General features: G+C 38.7%; 29 protein-coding genes. 26 read left to right on the forward strand and 3 right to left on the reverse strand.

Translation table 11 applies throughout. The features are described from left to right. Window positions 1-279: 279 nt before the first annotated feature. The 7 genes from AAFX60_003235 (at window position 280) to AAFX60_003265 (ending at window position 7,330) form a co-directional block, all read left to right on the forward strand. Window positions 280-1,635, forward strand: coding sequence for a PTS sugar transporter subunit IIC (locus tag AAFX60_003235; protein XDF78211.1), 1,356 nt, complete (start codon window positions 280-282; stop codon window positions 1,633-1,635). Between the two features lie 32 nt (window positions 1,636-1,667). Then, the gene (locus AAFX60_003240) at window positions 1,668-1,973 is read left to right on the forward strand and encodes a PTS sugar transporter subunit IIB (GenBank protein XDF78212.1); all 306 of its coding nucleotides are present in this window, start codon (window positions 1,668-1,670) and stop codon (window positions 1,971-1,973) included. Window positions 1,974-2,012: 39 nt separating this feature from the next. Then, a complete protein-coding gene (locus tag AAFX60_003245) occupies window positions 2,013-3,422 on the forward strand; it encodes a glycoside hydrolase family 1 protein (protein ID XDF78213.1) in 1,410 nt (469 codons plus the stop codon). 26 nt (window positions 3,423-3,448) lie between these two features. Next, window positions 3,449-4,384, forward strand: a complete 936-nt coding sequence (locus AAFX60_003250; GenBank protein ID XDF78214.1) for an ROK family protein — start codon at window positions 3,449-3,451, stop codon at window positions 4,382-4,384. 11 nt (window positions 4,385-4,395) lie between these two features. Next, on the forward strand, window positions 4,396-4,719 hold the full coding sequence (locus AAFX60_003255) for a PTS lactose/cellobiose transporter subunit IIA (GenBank protein XDF78215.1): 324 nt from the start codon (window positions 4,396-4,398) through the stop codon (window positions 4,717-4,719). 69 nt (window positions 4,720-4,788) lie between these two features. Continuing rightward, entirely contained in the window at window positions 4,789-5,793 is a 1,005-nt protein-coding gene (locus AAFX60_003260; protein XDF78216.1) for a LacI family DNA-binding transcriptional regulator, read from the forward strand. A gap of 259 nt (window positions 5,794-6,052) precedes the next feature. Next, on the forward strand, window positions 6,053-7,330 hold the full coding sequence (locus AAFX60_003265) for a carbohydrate porin (protein XDF78217.1): 1,278 nt from the start codon (window positions 6,053-6,055) through the stop codon (window positions 7,328-7,330). Window positions 7,331-7,395: 65 nt separating this feature from the next. Here the strand turns inward: AAFX60_003265 and AAFX60_003270 are convergent, their stop codons facing one another. Together AAFX60_003270 and AAFX60_003275 are read right to left on the reverse strand one after the other, a co-directional pair. After that, window positions 7,396-7,704 (reverse strand): DUF3301 domain-containing protein, encoded by a 309-nt coding sequence (locus tag AAFX60_003270; GenBank protein XDF78218.1) that lies wholly within the window; start codon window positions 7,702-7,704, stop codon window positions 7,396-7,398. Window positions 7,705-7,707: 3 nt separating this feature from the next. Beyond that, window positions 7,708-8,745 carry a DUF3549 family protein gene (locus AAFX60_003275; GenBank protein ID XDF78219.1) on the reverse strand — a complete coding sequence of 346 codons (1,038 nt, stop codon included), beginning with the start codon at window positions 8,743-8,745 and terminating at the stop codon, window positions 7,708-7,710. A 102-nt stretch (window positions 8,746-8,847) separates the two neighbouring features. Here AAFX60_003275 and AAFX60_003280 point away from each other — a divergent pair, with 102 nt between their 5' ends. Together AAFX60_003280 and truC are read left to right on the forward strand one after the other, a co-directional pair. Further along, window positions 8,848-9,162, forward strand: a complete 315-nt coding sequence (locus AAFX60_003280; GenBank protein XDF78220.1) for a YqcC family protein — start codon at window positions 8,848-8,850, stop codon at window positions 9,160-9,162. Window positions 9,163-9,178: 16 nt separating this feature from the next. Beyond that, the gene (gene truC / locus AAFX60_003285; GenBank protein ID XDF78878.1) at window positions 9,179-9,943 is read left to right on the forward strand and encodes a tRNA pseudouridine(65) synthase TruC; all 765 of its coding nucleotides are present in this window, start codon (window positions 9,179-9,181) and stop codon (window positions 9,941-9,943) included. Window positions 9,944-10,007: 64 nt separating this feature from the next. Here the strand turns inward: truC and suhB are convergent, their stop codons facing one another. Next, window positions 10,008-10,811: an inositol-1-monophosphatase gene (gene suhB, locus AAFX60_003290; protein XDF78221.1), complete on the reverse strand. Its 804-nt coding sequence runs from the start codon at window positions 10,809-10,811 to the stop codon at window positions 10,008-10,010. Window positions 10,812-11,018: 207 nt separating this feature from the next. On the opposite strand from suhB, the gene trmJ reads away from it, so the two are divergent. The 17 genes from trmJ (at window position 11,019) to AAFX60_003375 (ending at window position 25,907) form a co-directional block, all read left to right on the forward strand. After that, window positions 11,019-11,744, forward strand: a complete 726-nt coding sequence (gene trmJ, locus AAFX60_003295; protein XDF78222.1) for a tRNA (cytosine(32)/uridine(32)-2'-O)-methyltransferase TrmJ — start codon at window positions 11,019-11,021, stop codon at window positions 11,742-11,744. 107 nt (window positions 11,745-11,851) lie between these two features. After that, window positions 11,852-12,358 carry a Fe-S cluster assembly transcriptional regulator IscR gene (iscR, locus tag AAFX60_003300; GenBank protein ID XDF78223.1) on the forward strand — a complete coding sequence of 169 codons (507 nt, stop codon included), beginning with the start codon at window positions 11,852-11,854 and terminating at the stop codon, window positions 12,356-12,358. Window positions 12,359-12,389: 31 nt separating this feature from the next. Further along, on the forward strand, window positions 12,390-13,604 hold the full coding sequence (locus AAFX60_003305; protein ID XDF78224.1) for an IscS subfamily cysteine desulfurase: 1,215 nt from the start codon (window positions 12,390-12,392) through the stop codon (window positions 13,602-13,604). A gap of 34 nt (window positions 13,605-13,638) precedes the next feature. Then, window positions 13,639-14,022, forward strand: a complete 384-nt coding sequence (iscU, locus tag AAFX60_003310) for a Fe-S cluster assembly scaffold IscU (GenBank protein XDF78225.1) — start codon at window positions 13,639-13,641, stop codon at window positions 14,020-14,022. A 124-nt stretch (window positions 14,023-14,146) separates the two neighbouring features. Continuing rightward, the gene (iscA, locus tag AAFX60_003315) at window positions 14,147-14,470 is read left to right on the forward strand and encodes an iron-sulfur cluster assembly protein IscA (GenBank protein ID XDF78226.1); all 324 of its coding nucleotides are present in this window, start codon (window positions 14,147-14,149) and stop codon (window positions 14,468-14,470) included. A 15-nt stretch (window positions 14,471-14,485) separates the two neighbouring features. Continuing rightward, window positions 14,486-15,001 (forward strand): co-chaperone HscB, encoded by a 516-nt coding sequence (gene hscB / locus AAFX60_003320; protein XDF78227.1) that lies wholly within the window; start codon window positions 14,486-14,488, stop codon window positions 14,999-15,001. 38 nt (window positions 15,002-15,039) lie between these two features. Continuing rightward, entirely contained in the window at window positions 15,040-16,890 is a 1,851-nt protein-coding gene (gene hscA / locus AAFX60_003325; protein XDF78228.1) for a Fe-S protein assembly chaperone HscA, read from the forward strand. Between the two features lie 2 nt (window positions 16,891-16,892). Next, on the forward strand, window positions 16,893-17,231 hold the full coding sequence (fdx, locus tag AAFX60_003330) for an ISC system 2Fe-2S type ferredoxin (GenBank protein ID XDF78229.1): 339 nt from the start codon (window positions 16,893-16,895) through the stop codon (window positions 17,229-17,231). 122 nt (window positions 17,232-17,353) lie between these two features. Continuing rightward, window positions 17,354-17,554 carry a Fe-S cluster assembly protein IscX gene (gene iscX, locus AAFX60_003335; GenBank protein XDF78230.1) on the forward strand — a complete coding sequence of 67 codons (201 nt, stop codon included), beginning with the start codon at window positions 17,354-17,356 and terminating at the stop codon, window positions 17,552-17,554. Window positions 17,555-17,784: 230 nt separating this feature from the next. Continuing rightward, window positions 17,785-19,071 (forward strand): aminopeptidase PepB, encoded by a 1,287-nt coding sequence (gene pepB, locus AAFX60_003340; protein ID XDF78231.1) that lies wholly within the window; start codon window positions 17,785-17,787, stop codon window positions 19,069-19,071. A 288-nt stretch (window positions 19,072-19,359) separates the two neighbouring features. Beyond that, complete coding sequence (ndk, locus tag AAFX60_003345) at window positions 19,360-19,794, forward strand: nucleoside-diphosphate kinase (GenBank protein XDF78232.1); 435 nt, start codon at window positions 19,360-19,362, stop codon at window positions 19,792-19,794. Between the two features lie 231 nt (window positions 19,795-20,025). Beyond that, window positions 20,026-21,144 (forward strand): bifunctional tRNA (adenosine(37)-C2)-methyltransferase TrmG/ribosomal RNA large subunit methyltransferase RlmN, encoded by a 1,119-nt coding sequence (locus tag AAFX60_003350; GenBank protein XDF78233.1) that lies wholly within the window; start codon window positions 20,026-20,028, stop codon window positions 21,142-21,144. Window positions 21,145-21,174: 30 nt separating this feature from the next. Continuing rightward, a complete protein-coding gene (gene pilW / locus AAFX60_003355) occupies window positions 21,175-21,945 on the forward strand; it encodes a type IV pilus biogenesis/stability protein PilW (protein ID XDF78234.1) in 771 nt (256 codons plus the stop codon). Then, window positions 21,926-22,846 (forward strand): RodZ domain-containing protein, encoded by a 921-nt coding sequence (locus AAFX60_003360; GenBank protein ID XDF78235.1) that lies wholly within the window; start codon window positions 21,926-21,928, stop codon window positions 22,844-22,846. Before pilW ends, AAFX60_003360 begins: the two co-directional genes overlap by 20 nt. A gap of 12 nt (window positions 22,847-22,858) precedes the next feature. Next, window positions 22,859-23,977, forward strand: a complete 1,119-nt coding sequence (gene ispG, locus AAFX60_003365) for a flavodoxin-dependent (E)-4-hydroxy-3-methylbut-2-enyl-diphosphate synthase (protein XDF78236.1) — start codon at window positions 22,859-22,861, stop codon at window positions 23,975-23,977. A gap of 38 nt (window positions 23,978-24,015) precedes the next feature. Next, entirely contained in the window at window positions 24,016-25,284 is a 1,269-nt protein-coding gene (hisS, locus tag AAFX60_003370) for a histidine--tRNA ligase (GenBank protein XDF78237.1), read from the forward strand. Between the two features lie 11 nt (window positions 25,285-25,295). Then, window positions 25,296-25,907: a tetratricopeptide repeat protein gene (locus AAFX60_003375; protein ID XDF78238.1), complete on the forward strand. Its 612-nt coding sequence runs from the start codon at window positions 25,296-25,298 to the stop codon at window positions 25,905-25,907. Window positions 25,908-25,911 lie beyond the last annotated feature (4 nt).

Here is a 25,911-nt window from a genome sequence, read left to right on the forward strand (position 1 = left end):
TGCTGCGAGTAGAGTTATAACCCCATTAAGCGAGAGCTTGGTGGGGTTTTTCTTTTTCTAGGCCATCATTATCACTTGTATACCCACCGAACACGCCCATTCTCTAGTTTAAAAAAACATCAATTCATCTAGATCACATTTTTAATCGCTAAATTATCAATATTCGTGAGTTGAATCATATTTGCTCAATCATGCGGTGTAACCGGTTACTGAAACCGGTTACATTCCTCCTCAGTGAATAAAAGTTAATAAATTTATAATTCTAATTAGGGGTGAACAATGAGTACTCAAGCGGTAAATTTGCAAAGTACTATCATGGAAAAGGTGAATAAATTCCTACCTAAAATTTTAAAGGTTGTGAATTCAAAACCGATCGTAGCGATTAAAGAAGGCTTCATGTTAACAATGCCATTGACCATTATAGGCTCAGTGTTTTTGTTATTGGCGTTTGTACCTATTGATGGTTACAACGAGTTTATGGCTGGAATTTTTGGAGCAGAATGGTCAACACCATTATTTCAAGTTGTAGGGGCAACATTTGATATTTTGGCACTAATTGGTGCTTTTGGTATTGCGTATACTTACGTTAAATATGAAGGACATAATGGTGTAAATGCGGGGGTATTAGCCATTGTTTCTCTTCTTATTGTAATGAATGCCTTTGTTGTCGCACCTGATGGTGTAACTCAAATTGGTGGCGTAATACCGAAAGCCTTTCTTGGTGGTAAAGGTATGATCGCAGCAATCGTGATTGGTTTAGTTGTTGGTATTATTTATTCAATGGCCTTTAATCGTAATTGGGTTATCAAACTACCTGATAGTGTGCCTGAAGGGGTATCCAATGCATTTAAATCGCTTATTCCTGGTTTTCTTATTATCACTCTTGCTTTCTTAACGTATATCTTCTTTGAAGTTGTATTTGAAAGAACCTTTATTGAAACCATTTATCATATTATTCAAACACCATTACAAAGCATGTCTGATTCATTCTTTGGAGCGGTTGGTATTGCTTTACTTATTTCTCTACTTTGGTGGTGTGGTGTTCATGGTCCAGTTATTGTTATGGGTATCATGGGACCAATAGTGACAGCGAACGCACTTCATAATCAATCTATCGTTAATGCAGGCGAAGCACTGATTGCTGGCGAAAATGGCAAAGTGGTAACTAACCAGTTTGTTGATCAATTCATTACTGTTGGCGGTTCAGGTCTAACGTTTGGTTTAGTGTGCTGTATGGTGTTATTTGCTCGCTCTATTCAGTTCAAACAGCTTGGTCGTCTTTCTTTTATCCCAGGTATTTTCAATATCAATGAACCTGTGATTTTTGCAACTCCAATTATCTTTAACCCAATCATGTTTATTCCATTTGTAACAGCACCAGTGCTATCGGCAATTATGGTTTATACGTCAATTAATATGGGATTTGTTGGTCCATTTACCGCAGTTCAAGTGCCTTGGACAACGCCTATGGTGCTTAGCGGATTCATCGTTGGTGGTTGGAGTGCAGCATTACTACAAATAGCCGTGTTCTGTATGACAGTGTGCGTTTATTTCCCATTCTTTAAATATCAAGACAAGTTAGCTGCTCAAGATGAAGCAAAGGCAGCAGCGCCAACATCACAAGCAACAGCTTAATTAAAACAGATTAGATGAGTATCGAGGTTATTATGAAAAAGATTTTATTACTATGTGCAGCAGGTATGTCTACGTCAATGGTTGTAAAAAAAATGCGTGAATCAGCAGAACAAAAAGGACTAGATATTCATATCGAAGCCCACGGCGTTGAAACGATTCAAGACTATTTATCTGAATATGATTTATTCCTATTAGGGCCACAAATTCGCTTTAAAAAAGATGAACTTCAGAAATTGGCTGATGAAGTAAATAAGAAAGTCGAAGTCATCGACATGATGGATTACGGCATGATGAAAGGCGAGAAGATTCTAAATGATGCATTGGCTCTTTTAGACTAACAATATTCAGTTGGCTACAGTAATAGACAGGAATTTGAAATGAAATTTGCACATGATTTTTTATTTGGCGCAGCAACCGCTTCTTATCAAGTGGAAGGCGCATGGGATCAAGATGGTAAAGGTCCTACAAACTGGGATGAGTTTACCAAAATACCAGGAAAAACGTTTGAAGGAACTAACGGTGATGTCGCGGTTGATCATTACAATCGTTATAAAGAAGACATCGCTTTAATGGCGGAAATGGGGTTAGAGTCATACCGTTTTTCAATTTCTTGGGCTCGTATTTTCCCAAATGGGACGGGTGAAATTAACCAAAAAGGCATCGATTTTTATAATAATCTGATCGATGAATGTTTGAAATATGGCATTGTTCCTTTTGTTACTCTATATCACTGGGATCTGCCATTAGCACTAGAAAAAGAAGGTGCATGGTTAAATAAAGCAACGGGCGATGCATATGTTGAGTTCGCTAAATTATGTTTCAACGAATTCGGTGACCGTGTTAAGCATTTTATAACGTTTAATGAAACGGTTGTGTTCTGTGCTCTAGGATACATGGCAGGCGCACACCCACCAGGCATTCAAAATGACCCGAAAAAATACTTCCAAGCAACACATAACGTATTTTACGCTCATGCTAAAGCGGTGATTGAATATAAAAAATTAAATCAATTTGGTGAGATTGGTTTGAGTCATGTATTTAGCCCTGCATTTGGGGTTGATGATTCTGAAGAGAGTCACTTTGCTGCAATGCATGCGAACCAATTTAGTATGAACTGGTTCTATGATCCTATTTTGCTTGGTAAATACCCAGAGTATGTAGTTAAGCAATTACAAGAAGAAGGCAACCTTCCTGATTGGACGGATGAAGAGCTACAAACTATTTTTGAAGCCGCACCTTTGAATGACTTTATGGGATTGAATTATTACCAGCCTCAGCGTGTAGAGAAAATTCAAGGGGATGTTGAAGCTCGTACGATTACACGAGAAAACTCAACGGGCTCACCTGGTAACCCTAGTTACGATAATGTGTACCGCACTGTGAAAATGGCAGATAAAAAGTACACGAAATGGGATTGGGAAATTTCACCTGAAGGGTTTGTTGGCGGATTAGAAATGCTGAAAGAGCACTATGGTCAAATTAAACTCTACATCACGGAAAATGGTTTAGGTGATGAAGATCCAATCATTGACGGTGAAGTGTGCGATATTCCACGTATTAATTTTATTAAAGAGCACTTAGGTGCGGTAAAAGAAGCGGTTCGTCGCGGTGTTCATATTAAAGGGTATTACGCTTGGTCTGCCATTGACTTATTAAGTTGGTTAAATGGTTATAAAAAGCAATATGGTTTTATCTATGTAGATCATCAAAATGGATTGGCTCGTAAGAAAAAAGCATCATTCCACTGGTTTAAAGATGTCATAGCCACTCGTGGTGAAGATATTTAACTGAAATAAAGGGAGAAGTTCGCATTATGGCAACGTACATTTCGTTTGATATTGGTGGTACAGACATAAAGTTTGGCGTGTTAAATGAACAAGGAAAAGTTCTTGAGCAAGGGAAAGTGAAAACTGAAACTTGCGGAGAAAAAATCATTGCCACTCTTGTGGATATAAAAGAGCAGTGGTCAAAAAAGTATACGTTCGATGGTGCAGCTTTCTCTCTTCCTGGATTTGTAGATGTAAACACAGGGTATTTAAAAACGGGTGGAGCAATTGATGATTTCTACGGTTTTCAATTTAAAGATGAATTAACCAAGAAGTTATCGTTACCTGTTGAATTAGAGAATGATGTTAACTGTGTAGCGCTTGCTGAAAAATGGCTCGGTAAAGCACAACATGTTGAGAATTTTATCTGTATTACGATAGGCACGGGTATTGGTGGTGCTATCTATATTAATAATCAAATGGTTAGAGGTCATGGTTTTATGGCTGGAGAGTTTGGTTATATGTTTACAAAAAATGTATTTGATATTGAAGATAAAGCAACAGCAAGTATGAGTTTTACTGCATCAGTTAGAGAAGGGCTAAGACGTCGTTATTCAAAATTAAAAAATATTAATAGTATTGATAATATATCAGGAAAAGATATTTTTGAACTCGCATTAACAGGTGATGAAGTAGCAATAAAAGTAATTGATGACTTTTATAATAATATTGCTATCGGTTTATATAACCTTACGTTTATTTTAAATCCAGAAAAAATAATTATTGGTGGAGCGATAAGTAGTCGAGAAGATTTGATTTCTAATATTGAAGAGAAATTTAATCAGATTATTAAAAGCCAAAGTTCAATTAATAAATTTAATGTTAAAGAGTTAGTTTCCATTGAGAAAAGTACATTTAATAATGACAGTGGATTAATTGGAGCGGTATATCACTTTTTAACAATGAAAAACAAATTTAAATAGGAATAAAGAATATGCTAGTCGGTGAAGAGTTAGAAACTACAGTAATGGAACTTATTATTAATGCAGGTGAATCTAAATCATGTGCAATGGAAGCATTACGAGCAGCAAAATCTGGCGAATGGGATAAAGTTGATGATCTTTTAAAGCAATCAGCTGAAGCTTCGAAAAGAGCACATGATGTGCAAACACAGCTTATTGGCATGGATGAGGGAGAAGGAAAAGTGCCTGTAAATTTAATTATGGTGCACGCCCAAGATCATATTATGACCTCTATGCTTGCAAAAGAGATGATTCAAGAGCTAATTGAGATTCATCGCGCGTTGCAGAATAAATAATAAAGTGTATTTAGCGTAATAACTTAGCTATTATTACGCTAATTTCATCTACATATTTTTGAGGGCTCAATGGCAACAATCAATGACGTATGTAAGCTTGCAGGTGTTTCTAAAGCGACCGTTTCTCGAGTAATGAATGGAAAAGGTCCAGTAAAAGAAGAAACAAAAAAACTGATTTTTGATGCAATGGAAACATTAGACTATAAACCGAGCCTTGTGGCTCAAGCATTGGCAACAAATAGTTCTAATAGTATTGGCCTTATTGTGTCGTTCTTTGATGGTTATTATTTTGGTATTTTACTCAAAGAAGCGACAAGAATTGCAGAAGAATCAGGAAAGCAATTAATCGTCACTGACGGTCATAATCAAGTTGAAACTGAAATCGAAGCCATTAATTCACTAGTGGCAAGAAAGTGTGATGCTATTTTAATTTATAGTCGCACGATGACGGCTGATGATTATTGCGAAATTCAGAAAAAACTGCCGATCCCACTTGTTGTTATTAATCGAACCTTACCTGATGGCTTAGGGCACGCTGTTGCTTTTGACCAATATAATGCAAGTCAAATGGCTATTGAGCATCTTGTTGAATTAGGGCATAAAAACATTGCGATTATCACCCTCAACATGACATCAAGTACTGGTCAAATTCGCTTGAAAGGAGCGAAAGAAACGCTTGAAAAACATGGTATTACTTATGATGATAACTTAACCATAATAAAGAATGGTAAGTTGGAAGATGGGTATCAAGCATGTAAAGAGTTGCTGAAGCGTTCACAAGATATTTCTGCTATTTTTTGTTTTAATGATCATTTAGCACTCGGTGCAATTAAAGCCTTAAAAGAGATGAATATTCGTGTTCCTGAAGATATTTCCATCGTTGGGATAGATAATGATGAGATTTCTGCATTTTTATCTCCAGCATTAACAACGATTAATATTCCTATTCAAAAAGTAACTCAGTTGGCAATGGATAAAGCATTGAGATTGATTTCTGATAAAGAAGTAAAAGCAACAACTGAAATATTAAAAGGTAATATAATTGTTCGTGAATCAACAAAGAATATTAATTAAACTATTTTATTTTTAATAAAGCATCGGTTAATTGGTGCTTTTTTATTTTTATTGAATAGACCATCTTAAAAAGCTAAAAATAAAATATATATAAATATAAAACGTGCGTGATCAGGTTAATATTTAAAAATTATAATTGTTGAATGTTAATAATATAACAGTAAATAATTTAATTAGTTCATGAATGAGTCGTAAATATAATTCGATAATGTTCATGATGATTTTAAATTGCTGTTTTAATATTTATTAAGGAATTATAATGAAATTATTACCTGTTGCTCTGGCTGTTACAGCGACCCTTTCTTCATTTTCTATTTTTGCTGAAACAGATCCATTAGATAATATTCAATTAGATGATCAACAACCTTTAGTTATTTCTCCTCAATCGGATATTCCCGATGGGATTGTTTTTTCTGGTTATGCTCGTTATGGCTTTCATTTTTCTGATGATACGCAAAAATACGTCTCAGCAGATGGTCAATTAATTGGTAATGCTGCTGGTCGTTTAGGTAATGAAAGTAATGGTGGTGAATTCCAGTTTGCAAAAGGATTTGTTTCTGATAATGGCACCATTTGGGATGTGGTTGTCATGCTAGAGCATTGGGGAGATGAGGTTGGCTTGAAGAAATTCTATGCGGGGGCAACGAATGTCTTTGAATCTCAACCTAATGCTTATATTTGGGCTGGTCGAGATTTCCATAACCGACCACAGACAGGATTAAACGATTATTTCTGGATGATGAATGATTCTCAAGGTGCTGGTATTAAAAACCTTGAGTTTGGTAACGTGAAATTCGATATGGCTGCAGTTGCACAAGTTGTTGATGGTGGTGGTACAGGTGACAGTGGTAATTACGCAATTACATCTAAATTACATGGAATTAATTTAACGGACGCATTAGATCTTTCTTTCTATGCGAACTATGGTTTTTCCTCTAAAAATACTGAAACTGACAAGGACACGCAAACTTGTACGGGAACTGGCCTAGATAAGCAGTGTTATGTCGATGATATAGATTCGTATCAACTGGCGCTTGAGTTAAATCATAGTGTTGGAATGTTGAGTAATAAGTTTGTGACTCGTTATGGCAATAACGTTGATAACAATATTTTTAATAAGACAGAAGATTTATCGACGTTGTTGATGCAGCTAGAAGGTAAGTTAGTGATGAGCAATCAAACTAATATTGAATATCTAGTGGGTTATCAATCATTAGAAGATAAAAATGCGAGTCAAGATGACCGAGCTAACTACAGTGCCATTGTGCGTCCCACTTATGCGTGGAATAACATTCACTCAACATGGTTAGAAGCGGGTTATTCACTGGTTGATTTTGATAATCAAAGCGGACAAAACGATGCTTGGAAAGTAACCTTATCTCAAAATATTAGCTTTGATATGGATTCAGGTGCAAGACCAATGTTGAGATTTTACGCAACCGTTGGTGACTCAAATACAGAAGTGGATTTAACTCGTGGAGAAACGGGTAAACAAGATACTCTTGCTGTTGGTGCTATGTGGGAAGCATGGTGGTAACCAAAAGGATATAAAATAAGGGGGAATTGGGCTAGCAGCAATACTATGTGCTAGCCCAGTTTTCATTAGTATTCTTCAGCCATGCGATACGGAGGTAAATTAAACTTTGCTGCTTTAAAGCCTATCATGATCAATTTACCTGTGTAGTGGTCATCTCCCACGGAAGAAAACTCGAATTCATAAATAGTGTGTAGGCGCTTTTTACCGTCAGGTAATTGAATACCGTAAGAACCTCTTGCGACACTAAGTAGCTGTAATTCCATTTTTTTACAATAATGTTGAATAGCTTGGTGAGCATATTCCGATTGTCTTCTTTGTTGCCAAAAAAGAAAGCAGAATAGGGTTAGCGCTAATATCGCAAGTAGATTATCCATGTCTTAGCTCTTGGTGGTTTGCTGCAATTTTAATAAAGCGTTAGCCAGTTTAGGATCCGCTTCTCCATGAAGGATCTGAAGCATGCACATACGAAGTTTCGGTTGCATTACTAAATCAGCAAACAACTGATTAAATAGCTGTTGATCACCCGTTTGAGCCAATCGTAATAAGAAAAGATTAGCAGCAGACAGATCCTCTAATCCACTCCAACAACGACCAGCAATAGCGACAAGAACTTCAGGGTGGCTTAGGCGCTCACTCGCTAAAATCAAAGTCAGTGCTTTAATTAAAGTATTCTTATCTGCTCCAGAAAGTGCACGAATATGTGCAGATAATAGAAACAGATCAGATTCTTTGTCGTTGCATAGAGCTTGGATTGTTTCTAATTGCTTTTGTGCTAATTTTTCAGGTAAGTTGATGTGTTCTAAGCAACCTAATGTTGCGTATAAAACCGTTGTCGGTAAATGAGACAGCGCTTTGCGAAGTGCTGTACTGTTGTTGTCTTTATCTAGATTTGCACATACATCTGCTAACCCTTGCATTCCCACAAATTGCCAGTTATCCCAACCGTTTGTACCTGAAAGGTAAGTTTTAGCATGCTCATAATATTGACTCATCGGCTGTGCTAATTCCGCACGCAAGAGACTATGAAACATTGCCATCTTGTCATCTTTAGGCTTAAAGGTATAAGGGTTATTTGACAACTTTTGTTGTTGCTCTTCGCTTAAATCGCTGCTTAATGACACTCCAATCGCTTCGATAACGTACTTAATAAAATTACCGATATCAGCTTGTTGCAGTAGACTTCGTTCATCTAAAGGCAGTTTTAAAAACCAAATCCAAGGTTGTTTTGTGTCATTCCAATAAGCGATAGCTAAATGAGCATGACGTTGTAGTGGGTAAGGATAAGGTTGCTGTCCAGCTTCAATAGATTCAAATTGTTTATTTGAGATAGGTTGAACACGGCGACCTAAGTCATAAATCGTGTATTCACAATCTGATTGCTGTATCAGTTGGGTAAGCGTATAAATCTGATCCATGATATGTCTTATTTTATGGGTAATGTCGTGATTATACCCAAGCCTTGATAAGATGGTATCCTTTGTCATCAAAAGTATCAGAGAGTGCGAGTTTTATCGGATATGACGACATCGTTAGAATTATCAACATTATTAGAGCAGTTAGCTCTGCAATTAGAACATCATGGGCACTGGCAACGTACGTCACCATCGATAGCCGATTTATCAAGTACAGAGCCATTTGCGATTGATACTCTATCTGCATCTGAGTGGTTGCAGTGGATTTTTATCCCTAAGATGAATTATCTAATTGAGAATAATAAACCGACGCCAAAAGGGTTCTCAATTGCTCCCTATATTGAAGAAGCATTAAAGGATATTGAAGGGTATAACGAGATTGTACGCTTATGTCATGCCATTGATGCATTAGGTAAATAAAGTGAATACAGAAGAAATGACAGCTGTGAATGATGAGTTATTAGAAGAACAAGCTGAGCCAATAGAGCTTGAGATTGTTTATCGTGATGAACATTTAATTGCGATTAATAAACCTGCAGGAATGTTAGTACACCGCTCATGGCTTGATAAACACGAAACGGTATTTGCGATGCAAACATTACGTGATCAAATTGGTCAGCATGTGTTTCCATTACATCGTTTAGACAGACCAACATCAGGGATATTATTCTTTGCTTTATCAAGCGAGATTGCTGCACAAGTATCTCCACTTTTCGCAAGCAGAGAAATAAAGAAAACCTATCATGCGATTGTTCGTGGATGGATTGAAGAGGCGGACACGCTTGATTATCCATTGAAAAAAGAACTCGATAAAATTGCAGACAAAAAGGCATCACAAGAAGTCGAAGCTAAAGAAGCGATTACAGAGTACAAACCGTTAGCTAAAGTGGAGTTACCTTATTCAACAGGTAAGTTTCCAACCACGCGGTATTGTTTGATGGAGTTAAAACCACATACTGGTAGAAAGCATCAACTTCGTCGTCATATGGCACATTTACGTCACCCAATTGTTGGTGATACAAGTCACGGCGATGGAAAGCATAATCGTTTATTTAAAGAAAAATTGGATAGCCACCGTTTGTTACTTCACGCATCTGAATTGAATTTTACTCATCCAATAACAGGGGAGGATATCGTGATTAAAGCGGACTTTGATGAGACTTGGAAAAAACTATTTACTGAGTTTGGTTGGGATTTTTGATTTTTTATAATAAAAAGGGAAGACAGTTTATCTGTCTTCCCTTTTTTTAAATCAATAAATGAAATTACTTCATCATTGCTTCGTTGCCGTTTTCACGAACTTTTTTAAGCATCGCTTTAACAACACGTGGGCTACCAGCAACTAGGTTACCAGATTTTAGGTAATCAGTACCGCCAACGAAGTCAGTACAGATAACGCCAGCTTCACGAGCAATTAAGTCAGCCGCTGTCATTTCCCAAGGCTTAAGGCCTAGTTCAACAAAACCGTCCATGCGTGCAGATGCTAGGTAACATAGGTCTAGAGATGCACAACCAGAACGACGAACGTCAGAACCTTCGATGAATAACGCACCAACAACTTTCATGAAGCTTTCAGTGTGTTGTTTGTGACGGTATGGGAAACCTGTAGAGATGATAGCTTCGCTAAGATCTTTTAACTCTTTAACGCGCATACGTTGGTTGTTGCGTTGAGCACCAGCACCACGTTGAGCAGTAAATAGTTCATTACGGATTGGATCGTATACACAAGCTACTTCTGTACGGCCTTTGATGCGAACAGCAATAGAAACAGAGAAGTGTGGGATACCTTTAACGAAGTTAGTCGTGCCATCTAATGGGTCAATGATCCATTGAATGTCAGTGTCTTTACCTTCAATTAGGCCAGACTCTTCAGAAATGATGCTGTGATCAGGGTAAGATTTCTTGATCATGTCAACAAGAATGTATTGAGCATCGGCTTCGATGTTCGTAATAAATTCGTTGTTGCCTTTCTTTGTTGTTTCAATTTTGTCAGTTTGCTCAAAAGATTTAGCAACAAAGTCACCAGCTTTACGTGCAGCACGTACAGCAATGTTTAGCATTGGATGCATAGTAATATCCCAAAAGATGTTAAAGAACAGAAATCGGCGGCGAGTATACACAGACTTATTATAAAAAGGAAGTGTTTATTTTTTGTTCATTCATTCTCTTTATTACAAAAAAAGCGATCCAAGGTTAAAATCTCAGCGAGATAAAGAAGAAAGCCGTATTGCTTTATGTTAGTATCCGGCGGCTCTTTTCATTAGATGGGAAATAACATGTTAGATAAAATTCGTATTGTTCTTGTAGGAACTAGCCATTCAGGAAATATTGGTTCAGCTGCTCGCGCGATGAAAGTGATGGGGTTAACTAATATGGTACTTGTTGCACCTGAGTGTGAAGTTGATGGCCAAGCCATTGCTTTAGCTGCAGGAGCAAGTGACATAGCGAATAATGCACGTGTTGTAGATACATTAGATGAAGCGATTTCTGATTGTGGTCTTGTTATTGGTTCAAGTGCTCGCTCTAGAACACTAGAATGGCCAATGTTAGAGCCACGAGAAGCTGGTATTAAAGCTATTGAAGAAGCGCCAACGCATCCAATGGCTTTTGTATTTGGTCGTGAAAGAGTCGGTTTGACAAATGAAGAGTTACAAAAGTGTCATTTCCATGTATGTATTCCAGCTAACCCTGAATACAGCTCTTTAAATTTAGCAATGGCAGTACAGACCATCAGCTACGAAGCTCGTATTGCATGGTTAGATAGTCAAGCATATAAAGGGGAATCAAAAGAAGTTGATTACCCTTTGAACCATGAACTGGAATTATTCTACGAACACCTTGAAAAAGTGATGACGAATACCGACTTTATTAATAAGGCGCATCCAGGTCAGGTAATGAATAAAATGCGTCGTATGTTTAACCGCACACGTCCAGAAACTCAAGAATTACGCATTTTACGCGGTGTATTAACCGCTGTAGAACGCAGTATGAAAGACAAGTAATATCAAATAGTAAGTACTTGACTAAAATAGTAGGATAAATACTTGACCAAAATAGTCAGGTATGGGAAACTTCATTCCATACGAATAGTGTGGATATGAGGTAACTTATGAAATTAACTTCAAAGGGAAGGTATGCAGTAACAGCAATGTTAGACGTTGCACTTCATGCCCAAGAAGGACCAGTGCCGCTTGCTGATATCTCAGAGCGCCAAGGAATTTCATTATCTTATCTTGAACAATTATTCTCTAGATTACGTAAAGCCGGTTTAGTTGCTAGCGTTCGAGGCCCAGGTGGTGGTTATCGCTTAGGATTAAAAGCTGAGCAAATTGCTGTTGGAATGGTTATTTCAGCCGTCGATGAATCAGTTGATGCAACGAAATGTCATGGAAAAGAAGGCTGCCAAGGTGGTACGCGTTGTTTAACGCACACATTGTGGCGTGATCTAAGTTCTCGAATCAGTACTTTCTTAGACGGTATTACGCTTGGTGAACTGATGCAAGATAATGAAGTTCAGCAAATATCCGATCGACAAAATGTTGATCTTGCCATAACAAATGGCTTAACTACGAATTCAAAATTAACAAATTCTGTGGGTGTTAATGTCCGTTCTTAACGGTCAAACGTCTGTATTTTTGGAGATGAAAATGAAACTGCCAATTTACTTTGATTATTCGGCTACGTGTCCTGTTGATAAACGTGTAGCGGATAAAATGGTTCAATACATGACAATGGATGGTTACTTTGGTAACCCTGCATCACGCTCACACCGTTACGGCTGGCAGGCTGAAGAAGCGGTTGATACTGCACGTGAAAATATTGCCGATTTATTGAATGCTGATCCTCGTGAGATCGTATTTACATCGGGTGCAACAGAGTCTGACAACTTAGCAATTAAAGGTGCTGCGCATTTCTATAATAAGAAAGGTAAGCACATCATTACTTGTAAAACAGAACATAAAGCGGTTCTTGACCCATGTCGTCAACTTGAGCGTGAAGGTTATGAAGTAACTTACCTTGAGCCAGAATCAAACGGCCTTATTGACCTAGCTAAACTTGAAGCAGCAATGCGTGATGACACCGTTCTTGTTTCAATTATGCATGTAAATAACGAAATTGGTGTAATTCAAGATATTGCAGCAATTGGCGAGTTATGTCGTTCTCGTAAAATTATTTTCCATGTTGATGCTGCACAATCTGCGGGTAAAATCCCACTAGATGTACAAGAAATTAAAGTAGATTTAATTTCACTATCAGCTCATAAAATTTATGGCCCTAAAGGTATCGGTGCATTATATGTTCGTCGTAAGCCTCGCATTCGTTTAGAAGCACAAATGCACGGTGGTGGTCATGAGCGTGGTTTCCGTTCTGGTACTCTAGCAACACATCAAATTGTTGGTATGGGTGAAGCGTGTCGTATTGCAAAAGAAGAAATGCAAAAAGACTACGATCACTGTTTAGCAATGCGTGACCGTTTATTGGACGGCATTAAAGATATGGAAGCGGTACACATTAATGGTGATTTAGACCAACGTGTACCAAGTAACCTGAATATCAGTTTTGAATTTGTTGAAGGTGAGTCTTTATTAATGGCTCTTAAAGATCTTGCTGTATCTTCTGGTTCTGCATGTACTTCAGCAAGTCTTGAACCTTCATATGTACTGCGTGCATTAGGTCTAAATGATGAACTAGCTCACAGTTCAATTCGTTTCTCTTTTGGCCGTTATACAACAGCAGAAGAGATCGATCACGCGGTTTCACAAATTAGCCAAGCAGTAAACAAACTGCGTGATATGTCACCACTGTGGGACATGTACAAAGAAGGCATCGACTTAAACACGGTTGAGTGGGCACACCACTAAAACACGGACGTTACAGAATTTAGAGGTATATATCATGGCTTATAGCGAAAAAGTAATCGACCATTACGAAAACCCTCGTAATGTTGGTTCATTTGAAAAAGACGACCCATCAGTGGGTAGCGGCATGGTTGGTGCTCCGGCTTGTGGTGATGTTATGAAACTACAAATCAAAGTATCTCCAGAAGGTGTTATCGAAGATGCAAAATTCAAAACATACGGTTGTGGTTCTGCAATTGCATCAAGCTCATTAGTTACTGAGTGGGTAAAAGGTAAAACACTAGACGAAGCTGCAGCACTTAAAAATGCTGAAATTGCAGAAGAGCTTGAGTTACCACCAGTGAAAGTTCACTGCTCAATTCTTGCAGAAGATGCGATCAAAGCAGCGGTATCTGATTACCGTAATAAACACCAAGATTAATTATTTTTGGTTAGATAGAGCACCTTTATTATTTGTTTTATTAATAAAAGGTGCTTTATTATTGAGTAATGTCGTTAATAATTAATGACTCCCATGACCACAAACAAAAAGTAAAGGTTGCAGTATGGCCATTTCAGTCACCGAAGCAGCGGCAAGCCGTGTACAAAAATTTCTTGAAAACCGAGGAAAAGGCGTTGGTTTACGTTTAGGCGTAAGAACCTCTGGTTGTTCGGGTATGGCTTATATTCTTGAATTTGTTGATGAGCTAAACGAAGAAGATCAAGTTTTCGAACAGTTTGGTGTAAAAATCATTATCGATCCAAAAAGCTTAGCTTATATGGATGGCACTGAATTGGACTTTGCAAAAGAAGGTCTAAATGAAGGCTTTAAATTCAACAACCCGAACGTAAAAAGTGAATGTGGGTGTGGTGAAAGCTTCAACGTATAGAGCAAAACATTACTTATGAATCATTTTGAATTATTTGGGCTACCGAACCAGTTTGAACTGGATGGTGGCCTTCTTTCTCTTCAATTTAGAGAGTTGCAAAAACGCTTTCATCCAGATAATTTTGCAACATCTTCAGAGCGTGACCGTTTACTTTCCATTCAAAAAGCTGCGCAAATTAATGATGCGTATCAAACATTAAAAAATCCAGTATCACGAGCTGAATACATACTTTCAGAGCAAGGTCATGATATTCGTGGTGAACAAACCACAATGCAAGATCCTATGTTTTTAATGCAACAAATGGAACTGCGTGAAGAGTTAGAGTCATTACCATCAAGCTCAGATCCTGAAAGTGCTTTGTTTGATTTTGCTGAGAATGTAATAGCAATGCGTAAATCACAGTTAGTTCAACTGCAAGAACTATTGAAAAACGAAGCATGGATTGAAGCCGCTCAGAGCGTTCGAAAGCTCAAATTTATTGAAAAACTGAATCAAGAAGTTGAGCAGTTAGAAGAGAAATTATTAGGTTAACTCTTTTTGGGTTAATGAGATAAACGAAGGATACTTTCATGTTATTACAGATTGCTGAACCAGGACAAAGTGCTGTACCGCACCAACATAAACTGGCGGTAGGTATTGATTTAGGAACAACAAACTCTTTGGTTGCTTCAGTTCGAAGCGGTGAAGCTAAAACATTACCAGACATGAAAGGTAATGTTATTTTGCCATCGGTTGTTCAGTATCAAGAAGATAAAATTTGCGTAGGCATGAATGCATACCAATCTGCAGCAATGGACCCACAAAATACCATTATTTCTGTAAAACGTTTAATGGGACGTTCACTTAAAGATATCCAAGCTCGTTATCCTGAGCTTCCATACCAATTTTCAGAAAGTGAAAATGGATTACCAGTAATTCAAACCGCTCAAGGTGAAGTTAACCCTATTCAGGTATCATCTGAAATCTTAAAATCGTTATCACGTCGTGCTCAAGATACACTAGGTGGTGAGTTAGAAGGTGTAGTAATTACCGTTCCTGCTTATTTTGATGATGCACAACGTGCAGGTACTAAGGATGCTGCGACATTAGCAGGCCTAAATGTTCTTCGTCTACTAAATGAACCGACTGCAGCGGCAATCGCATACGGCTTAGATTCAGGTCAAGAAGGTGTTATTGCCGTTTACGACTTAGGTGGTGGTACGTTTGATATTTCTATTTTACGTTTATCTAAAGGCGTATTTGAAGTACTTGCGACTGGCGGTGATTCTGCGTTAGGCGGTGATGATTTCGACCATGCTCTAGCTCAGTGGATTAAAGAGCAAGCAGGTATTACGAGTCCGTTATCAAGCCAAGAACAACGTGAATTATTGACATTAGCAACACAAACGAAAGTTGCATTGTCTGATAGCGATAACGTTAAGATCAGTTTTAAAGATTGGAGTGGTGAGATTAGCGTTGAGCTTTTCAATAGTCTAATTCAACCTTTGATTAAAAAGACACTAATGGCATGTCGTCGTGCACTTAAAGATGCGGATATTACTTCAGAAGAAGTGATGGAAGTGGTTATGGTTGGTGGTTCAACACGAACGCCATTTGTACGTACTTCTGTTGGTGATTACTTTGGTCAAACGCCATTAACTAGCATCGACCCAGATCAAGTTGTTGCGATTGGTGCTGCGATTCAAGCGGATATCTTAGTGGGTAACAAACCTGATTCTGAAATGTTACTGCTTGATGTTATTCCACTTTCTCTCGGCATTGAAACCATGGGTGGACTTGTTGAAAAGATCATTCCACGCAATACCACGATCCCTGTAGCAAAAGCTCAAGAGTTCACCACATTTAAAGATGGGCAAACTGGCATGATGGTGCACGTTGTTCAAGGTGAACGAGAGATGGTTGAAGATGGTCGCTCTTTGGCTCGCTTCTCTTTAAAAGGGATTCCACCAATGGCGGCGGGTGCTGCACATATTCGTGTAACTTATCAAGTCGATGCTGATGGTTTACTTTCTGTTACTGCAATGGAAAAGAGTACTGGCGTTCAATCTCATATCCAAGTTAAACCGTCTTATGGTTTAAGTGATAATGAGGTGGCTAATATGCTTAAAGATTCAATGACGTATGCAAAAGAAGATATGCAAGCACGTGCATTAGCTGAACAGCAAGTCGAAGCGGATCGAGTTATTGAAGGGTTAGTTGTTGCACTTAATAATGATGGTGATGCGTTACTGTCAAAAGAAGAGCAAGCAGAAATTTTACAAGCAATTGAAGCGTTAATCACATTACGTCAAGGTACTGATGCGCAAGCAATTGAAGATGGAATTAAAAAGGCTGATGAAGCAAGTCAAGAATTTGCAGCGCGTCGAATGGACGCCTCAATTCGAGCTGCATTGGCTGGTCAATCTATTGATGAGGTATAGAAATGCCAAAAATTATCGTTCTACCACATGAAGAATTATGTCCAGAAGGGGCGGTTCTTGAAGCAAATGAAGGCGACAGTGTTTTAGATGTTGCTTTAAAAAACGGCATTGGCATTGAGCATGCGTGTGAGAAATCATGTGCTTGTACAACATGTCACGTTATTATTCGTGAAGGCTTTGACTCACTAGAGGAAAGCGACGAATTAGAAGATGATATGTTAGATAAAGCATGGGGACTTGAACCTGAATCTCGCTTAGGTTGCCAAGCTTTAGTTGCACAAGAAGACCTTGTGGTAGAAATTCCAAAATATACTTTAAACTTAGCATCAGAAGACCATTAATTTTTCTTTTATTAAGCTAAAGTAGTTAAGAGGGCAAGTATTGAGAAGTAAGTAATTACTCCCCTCAAGCTTGCCTTTTTTATTAGTAACAAATAGCAAATCAAAATAATAAGGAGTTTATTATGAGTTTGAAATGGATTGATTCGAGAGAGATTGCAATTGAATTACTAGATAAATACCCAGATACCGATCCAAAAACAGTGCGCTTTACTGATTTATACCAATGGGTATTAGAGTTAGAAGATTTTGATGATGATCCTAAGCATTCTGGTGAAAAAGTGCTAGAAGCCATCGTATTATGTTGGATGGACGAGTGGGATTAGTTTTTTACCATTTATGATTCGCTTTTAGAAAGTATAAAATCCCATCACCTGCTTGGATCTACCTCTTACATTTTAGTGAAATACCTTGTATCACTAGTGTAAAGTAGGCAAATTGTATAAAAAGATGGATGTTTTATTCATTTATAACCGGTCGACGTTCACGCAATATAAGTAATCATATGCAATTAAATGATGTTATGGAGTTATTGCGTATTTAAAGGAGATACACCATGTCACAAAAGATGACTGTACAACTTTCATCAACCGCAGCCCCTGCCCATTGGGGGGACAAAGCTATATTGTCTTTTACTTCTGAAGCTGCCGTTATTCATTGTATTGAAAGTGACGTATACAGTCTTATCCAGCGAGCGGCTCGTAAATTAAATTCACAAGGTTTAACCGCTGTTGAACTTGAGGGTGCCGACTGGGACCTTGAATCTATTTGGTCATTTATTCAAGGTTTCCGTGACTCTAAAAATAGCGATGATGTGAGTTGGACTGCATTAAGTGAAAATGATGAAAAAGAGTTAAACGCTCGAATTCTAACAACGAATTGGACTCGTCAAATCATTAATAAAACGGCAGAAGAAGTCGCTCCTCGTCAACTTGCTACTATGGCCGCAGAGTTTATTAAATCCGTTGCTCCAGAAGGCACTGTCACAACTAAGATTGTAAAAGATAAAGATCTTCTAACTCAAGGTTGGACGGGGATTTATGCCGTAGGCCGTGGCTCAGAACGTACCTCTGCAATGTTACAGTTAGACTATAACCCTACTGGAGACGAAAATGCGCCAGTATTTGCTTGTCTAGTCGGTAAAGGCATTACGTTTGATTCTGGTGGTTACAGTATTAAACCATCAGCAGGTATGGCATCGATGAAAGCGGATATGGGAGGCTCTGCATTAGTGACAGCAGGTCTTGCGATGTCGATTCTTCGTGGTTTAGATAAGCGTGTTAAGCTGATTCTATGTTGTGCTGAAAATATGATTTCAGGCCGAGCATTAAAGTTAGGCGATATCATCACTTATAAAAATGGTAAGACAGTAGAAATTCTAAATACGGATGCAGAAGGACGTTTAGTTCTGGCTGATGGTCTTCAGTTTGCATCAGAGCAAAAACCTGAACTTATTATTGACTGTGCGACGCTAACGGGTGCAGCGAAAATGGCTGTAGGTAATGATTTCCATTCACTATTAAGTTTTGATGAAGCATTGAGCCAAAAAGCGTTAAATGCGGCTCAAGAAGAGAATGAAGGTCTATGGCGTTTACCATTGATGGAATTCCACCGAGCTATGCTGCCATCAAACTTTGCTGATTTAGCGAATATTGGTTCTGGCCCATATTCTCCGGGTGCAAGTACTGCCGCAGGCTTTTTATCTTACTTTGTTGAAGATTATCAGAAAGGATGGATTCATATGGACTGCTCAGCGACGTATCGCACAGCGCCATCTGATAAGTGGGCAGCTGGTGCGACCGGAGTGGGTGTAAGAACACTTGCTAATATCTTAACTAAATAATTAAAATGAAGATCGAGCTCGCTCGGTCTTCTTTTTTAACAGGTAATTCCTATCAGTATTTATACTAATTGTAAGTAAATAATAACTGGTCATCCTAGCTTGTTAAAATACTCGATAACGGCGTTGTTTTTTTGATTTTAGAGTTACTGCTTATCGAAAAATCCCGTCTTGTTCTCAAGTCTTTTTTCTTTGCTATTTCTGAGCATTGACTTACTGTGATTGGTATTAGATAAATAAGTACTGATTGAAATTAATATAAGAAGTAAAAGAAACCTAAAGGAAAGTAGAATGACAATAGAACGTACTTTTTCAATTGTAAAACCAGATGCCGTTAAGCGTAACTTAATTGGTGCTATTTACCGTCGTATTGAAAAAACAGGTATGCAAATCGTTGCTGCTAAAATGCTTCGTTTAACTAAAGAACAAGCAGAAGGCTTTTATGCTGAGCATGAAGGAAAAGAGTTTTTTGATGAATTAGTGGCATACATGATGTCAGGACCTGTAATGGTTCAAGTTCTTGAAGGTGAAAATGCGGTTGTACGCTACCGTGAGCTAATGGGTAAAACTAACCCAGAAGAAGCAGCGTGTGGCTCACTACGAGCGGATTATGCAATTAGCATGCGTTACAACTCTGTTCACGGTGCTGATAGCCCAGAGTCTGCTGCACGTGAGATTGCGTATTTCTTTGCTGAAGATGAAATCTGCCCACGTCCAGCGGAATAATAGGGACGAAAGCCTAGAACGCTCGCAAGCTCCCTAAAGAATAAAGGGAGCTTGTTTTGTTGAATGCTAGAACATTGTAATTAATTTCAGAATAAGTTTCTTTTTTGTAGAGACTCTACATTCTCTCACTCGAACCTCGAACCTCGAACCTCGAACCCCTAGTAATATCCTCCAAAGGCTGTACAATTCTGCGCCCATATTCGCGGTGATGTCATTTATCAGAGAGGCAACATGACTACAGCTAAAATCAATCTACTGGACTTTGATCGTAAAGGACTTCGAGCATTTTTTTCTGAGGAATTAGGAGAGAAAGCCTTCCGTGCAGATCAAGTAATGAAGTGGATGTATCACTTTGGTTGTGATGACTTCGATCAAATGAACAACATCAATAAAAAGCTTCGTGAAAAACTAAAGCATAAGTGTGAAATTCGCGCACCTTACGTATCAGAAGCACAGCATTCATCTGATGGCACGATTAAGTGGGCGATGAAAGTTGGCGATCAAGACGTAGAAACGGTATACATCCCTGATGGTGACCGTGCAACGCTTTGTGTATCTTCACAGGTTGGTTGTGCATTAGAATGTAAATTCTGTTCAACAGCTCAACAAGGCTTTAACCGTAACCTAAAAGTTTCTGAGATTGTGGGTCAAATCTGGCGTGCAGCTCGTGAAATTGGTCTAGAAAAAGAAACGGGTCGTCGTCCAATTACTAACGTCGTAATGATGGGGATGGGTGAGCCATTACTTAACATGAAAAACCTAATTCCAGCATTAGAAATTATGCTAGATGATTTAGGTTTTGCTCTATCTAAGCGTCGTGTAACTGTTTCTACATCAGGTGTTGTTTCTGGTCTTGACCAAATGACAGGTAAAATTGATGTTGCATTAGCGATTTCGCTGCATGCACCAACTGATGAACTTCGTAGCCAAATTATGCCTATCAACGATCGTTGGGATATTGATGCGTTTTTAGCTTCTGTTCGTCGTTACATTGCATCATCAAATGCAAACCGTGGTCGTGTAACGGTTGAGTATGTTCTTCTTGATCATGTTAATGACGATATGGATCATGCAAGACAACTCGCAGAATTGCTAAAAGATACGCCTGCGAAGATTAATTTGATTCCATTTAACCCTTATCCTGGGTCACCATATAAGAAACCAAGTAACTCACGTATTGATCGTTTCATGAAAACCTTAATGGAATACGACTATACCGTGACAATTCGTAAAACTCGTGGCGATGATATCGATGCTGCTTGTGGTCAATTAGTTGGTGATGTAATCGACAGAACTAAACGCACTAAAGTTAAACAGCAAGGTGAGGCAATCCCTGTAAAAACTGTTTAATCTTGGTGTATTACAGCAAGGGAAGGCAGGATGAGAAAATGGAGTGCAGCACTATTAACGATTGGATTGTTAATGAGTGCTGGTTGCGTCACTGTTGACGAAGCCGATGAAATGACCAAAGAAGAGGTAATTCGAGCTGCTGAAGCTCGAATTACACTTGGATTAAGCTACTTAAATGCGGGCGATATGATGAAAGCTCGCGAGAATTTGGAACTGGCTGTACAATACGCTCCCGACTATTACCGCTCTCAAACCTCCCTCGCTTATTATTATCAACAAGTAGAAGAAGACGATTTAGCTGAAAAGGCATACAAACGAGCATTACGTTATTCGTCAAAAAATGGTAATGTATTAAATAACTACGGCGTTTTTCTATGTAAAAAGGGCCGATATGAGGAAGCTCAAGAGAAGTTTACTCAAGCAATAGACCAACCTTACTACTATCTTGTCTCGGCAAGTTATGAAAATGCAGCGATGTGTGCATTAAGTAGTGGGGATAAAGTGACAGCAAAAAGGTATTTTGAGCGCTCGTTGGCTCATGATCCGAATCGGATTCGCTCGACCCTTCAATTGGCTAAATTGAATATTGACGAAGGTAACTATTCAGAACCGAGAATTTCGCTGTTTAAATTTAATAAGAAGTACGGATACAAACCCGTTAGCCTAAGCTTACTCATAGAATTAGAAAAAAAAGCAGGCAATGCGCATTTAGTTAAAAAATACGCAAATATTCTGGGGAAAGAGTATCCGGACTCGCGAGAATATCAGAATTATATAAATCATGACGACAGAACATATTGAAGAAACAGTAGAAACATTTATCGCACCTGGCCTATTACTAAAAGAGGCTCGTAAAGAATTAAATTTAACGCTTGAGGATATCTCTTCGCGTTTACGATTACGTGTGGAAGTACTAGAACAGATAGAAGCAGATCAATTTGACATGGGTAAACTAGCCACGTTTACCCGTGGTTACTACCGTTCATACGCTAAAGTAGTAAATGTTCCTGAACAAAAAGTACTTGATGCGTTAGATCAACTTGGTAAAGCACAAATTGAACAACATGATATGCAAAGTTTTTCTCGTAAAACGAAGAGAGATAAACACGATAACCGCATTATGAAACTAACATGGGTTATTTTTGCGTTGATCTTAGGTATGTCTGTATTGTGGTGGTGGCAAGAGCAAGCACAACTTGAAAGTGCCAATGATGCTGAGTTAATTGCAGAAGTTGAAACCGCTAAATCAATGGAACAAGTTGAAGAAAATAAAACTGATGCCCCTCAAACTGAAGAAACAGCACCAACATTAGATGAGGCTGAAATGCTTCAACTAGATACTAATATTTCAGAGCTAGAGACTGACTCGAAAACGCTTGAAAAAGAAACCATCAAAGAGCCTGAAGCGGAAGCTCCTGTAGAAGTCAAAAAAGAAGAACCAGTAGCTGAAAAAGCCGTTGTTACGGAAGATGTGGTTATGACATTTAGTAGCGACTGCTGGTTACAAGTACAAGACGCTTCAAATAATCGCCTATACTCAGGTGTGAAAAAATCGAATCAAACACTAAAATTAACAGGTAAAGCACCTTATAAATTAGTTATTGGCGCTCCAAGTGCGGTAACACTTACTTATAAAGGCAAACCAGTTGATTTATCTGTATACCCTGCAGGTAAAGTTGCACGATTAACCCTACCTCAATAATGAGTTGATTCCATGCATATAGAGTCCCCAATTAAACGTCGTCAATCTACTCGCATTTATGTGGGTAATGTTCCTATTGGTGATGGTGCTCCCATTGCCGTTCAATCAATGACGAATACACGTACTACTGATGTAGATGCCACTGTTGCTCAAATTAAGTCTCTTGAAAAAGTAGGCGCAGATATTGTTCGAGTTTCTGTACCGACAATGGACGCTGCTGAAGCATTCAAAGTAATTAAACAACAGGTATCAGTTCCACTGGTTGCTGATATTCATTTTGACTACCGTATTGCTCTTCAAGTTGCGGAGTATGGTGTTGATTGTTTACGTATTAACCCTGGTAATATTGGTAATGAACAGCGTATTCGCTCAGTAGTTGATTGCGCTCGTGATAAAAACATTCCAATTCGAATCGGTGTTAATGGCGGCTCATTAGAAAAAGACATTCAAGCAAAATACAAAGAGCCAACAGCTGAAGCATTATTAGAATCAGCAATGCGTCATGTTGATATTTTAGACCGTCTTAATTTTGATCAATTTAAAGTAAGTGTAAAAGCATCTGATGTTTTCCTTGCGGTTGATTCATATCGTCTATTAGCAAAACAAATTGCTCAGCCATTACATTTAGGCATTACTGAAGCGGGTGGTGCTCGTGCAGGTTCTGTTAAATCAGCGGTTGGTTTGGGTATGCTGTTATCTGAAGGTATCGGTGACACATTACGCATTTCTTTAGCAGCGGATCCCGTTGAAGAGATCAAAGTTGGTTTTGATATCTTAAAATCATTGCGTATTCGTTCTCGTGGTATTAACTTCATTGCTTGTCCTACGTGCTCTCGTCAAGAGTTCGATGTGATAGCAACAGTGAATGAGCTTGAGCAACGTTTAGAAGATTTAATCACACCAATGGATGTCTCTCTTATTGGATGTGTAGTAAATGGCCCAGGTGAAGCTGAAGTTTCGCATATGGGTATCGCGGGAAGTAACCGTAAGAGTGCTTTTTATGAAGACGGAGTACGTCAGAAAGAGCGCTTTGATAACGACAACATTGTTGATCAGCTAGAAGCAAAGATCCGCGCAAAAGCGGCAACGTTATCAAAAGAAAACCAAATTGATATCAATCAGATCGACTGATTGGTAGTAGATATAAACAAACCCATTGGGAAGTAAACGTGGCTAAAACAATCCAAGCAATTCGAGGCATGAATGATTGCCTTCCAACACAGTCTCCATTGTGGCAAAAAGTTGAAGGTAGCGTAAAACGCGTTATCAGCGCATATGGTTATAACGAAGTTCGTATGCCAATTGTTGAGCAAACTCATCTATTTAAACGCGCTATCGGTGAAGTAACTGATGTTGTAGAAAAAGAGATGTATACGTTTGAAGACCGTAATGGCGATAGCTTGACTCTTCGCCCTGAAGGTACAGCGGGTTGTGTTCGTGCAGGTATTGAAAATGGTTTACTGTACAACCAAGAGCAACGTTTATGGTACATGGGTCCAATGTTCCGTCATGAACGTCCTCAAAAAGGTCGTTACCGTCAATTCCACCAAGTTGGTGTTGAAGTTTTTGGCTTAAACGGTCCTGATGTTGATGCTGAATTGATCATGATGACAGCTCGTTTATGGCGTGAATTAGGTATCGATCAACACGTTCGTTTAGAGTTGAACTCAATTGGTTCACTAGAAGCTCGTGCTAACTACCGTACAGCATTAGTTGCTTTCTTAGAGCAGCATTTAGATGTATTAGATGAAGATTGTAAGCGTCGTATGCACACAAACCCAATGCGTGTATTAGATACTAAGAACCCTGATGTTCAAGCTATTTTAGGTGATGCACCTAAGCTATCAGAATACTTAGATGACGATTCTAAAGCACATTTTTCTGGATTATGTGAACTACTTGACGCTGCTGGCATCCAATATCAAGTTAATGAACGTTTAGTTCGCGGTTTAGATTATTATAACCGTACTGTTTTTGAGTGGATTACTGAAAGTTTAGGCGCTCAAGGTACAGTATGTGGTGGTGGTCGTTACGATGGTCTAGTTGAGCAGCTTGGTGGTAAAACAACACCAGCAGTTGGCTTTGCTATGGGCTTAGAACGTCTTGTTCTTCTAATGGAAACATTAGAATTAACAGATGTTCGTCGTTCTGTTGACGTATACATGGTAACCGCTGGTGAAGGTACACTTATGGCTGGTATGAAACTGGCTGAATCACTACGTGAACAAGTTCCAGGCTTACGAGTTATGTGTCACTTTGGTGGTGGTAATTTTAAAAAGCAATTTAAACGTGCTGATAATGCAGGTGCAGCAGTAGCCCTAATCCTAGGTGAAACTGAAGTTGCAGAGCAAACAGTTAACGTTAAAGATCTACGTAATGGCGAGCAAGTGACTCTGCCACAATCAGACGTATTCACAAAATTAGCTGAATTGATTTAAGAGGATAGGACGTGGAAGCCTACGAAACTGAAGAACAACAAGTTGAAGCCATTAAAAGTTGGTGGAAAGAAAATGGCAAGGCTGTCGTTATTGGTGGTGTTGTTGGTATTGGTGCAATCTTGGGTTGGAAATATTACCAATCATCACAGATCACTGCGAAAGAAACAGCTTCTGCTGCCTATGAAAGAGCGCTAACTGCGTTACAAGCTTCTGGTGCAGATGCGGTTGAATCTACACAAGCATTTATTGATGCAAATAAAAGCAGTGAATATGCATCATTAGCGGCACTTCAGTTAGCTAAAGTACAAGTAGAAGCTGGTCAACTTGAAAATGCGCTTGAGCAATTAAATTGGGTTGCTAGTAACAGCAAAGACGAATCATTAACAGCAATGGCTCAAGTTCGTTCTGCTCGTATTCAAGCAGAACAAGGTAACTTTGATGCTGCATTAGCAACATTAGCTAATGTTAAACCAGCAAGCTGGGCTGCTCGTGTTGCTGAATTAAAAGGTGACATTGCTCTTCGTCAAGGTGATATCGCTACAGCTCGTTCTTCTTATACTGAAGCACTTCAAGCTGGCATGAACCAAGCAGTTCAAATGAAACTGGATGATTTAGCTGAGTAAGGAC

Source organism: Aliivibrio fischeri (genome assembly GCA_038993745.2).
GTDB classification, from domain to species: domain Bacteria; phylum Pseudomonadota; class Gammaproteobacteria; order Enterobacterales; family Vibrionaceae; genus Aliivibrio; species Aliivibrio fischeri_B.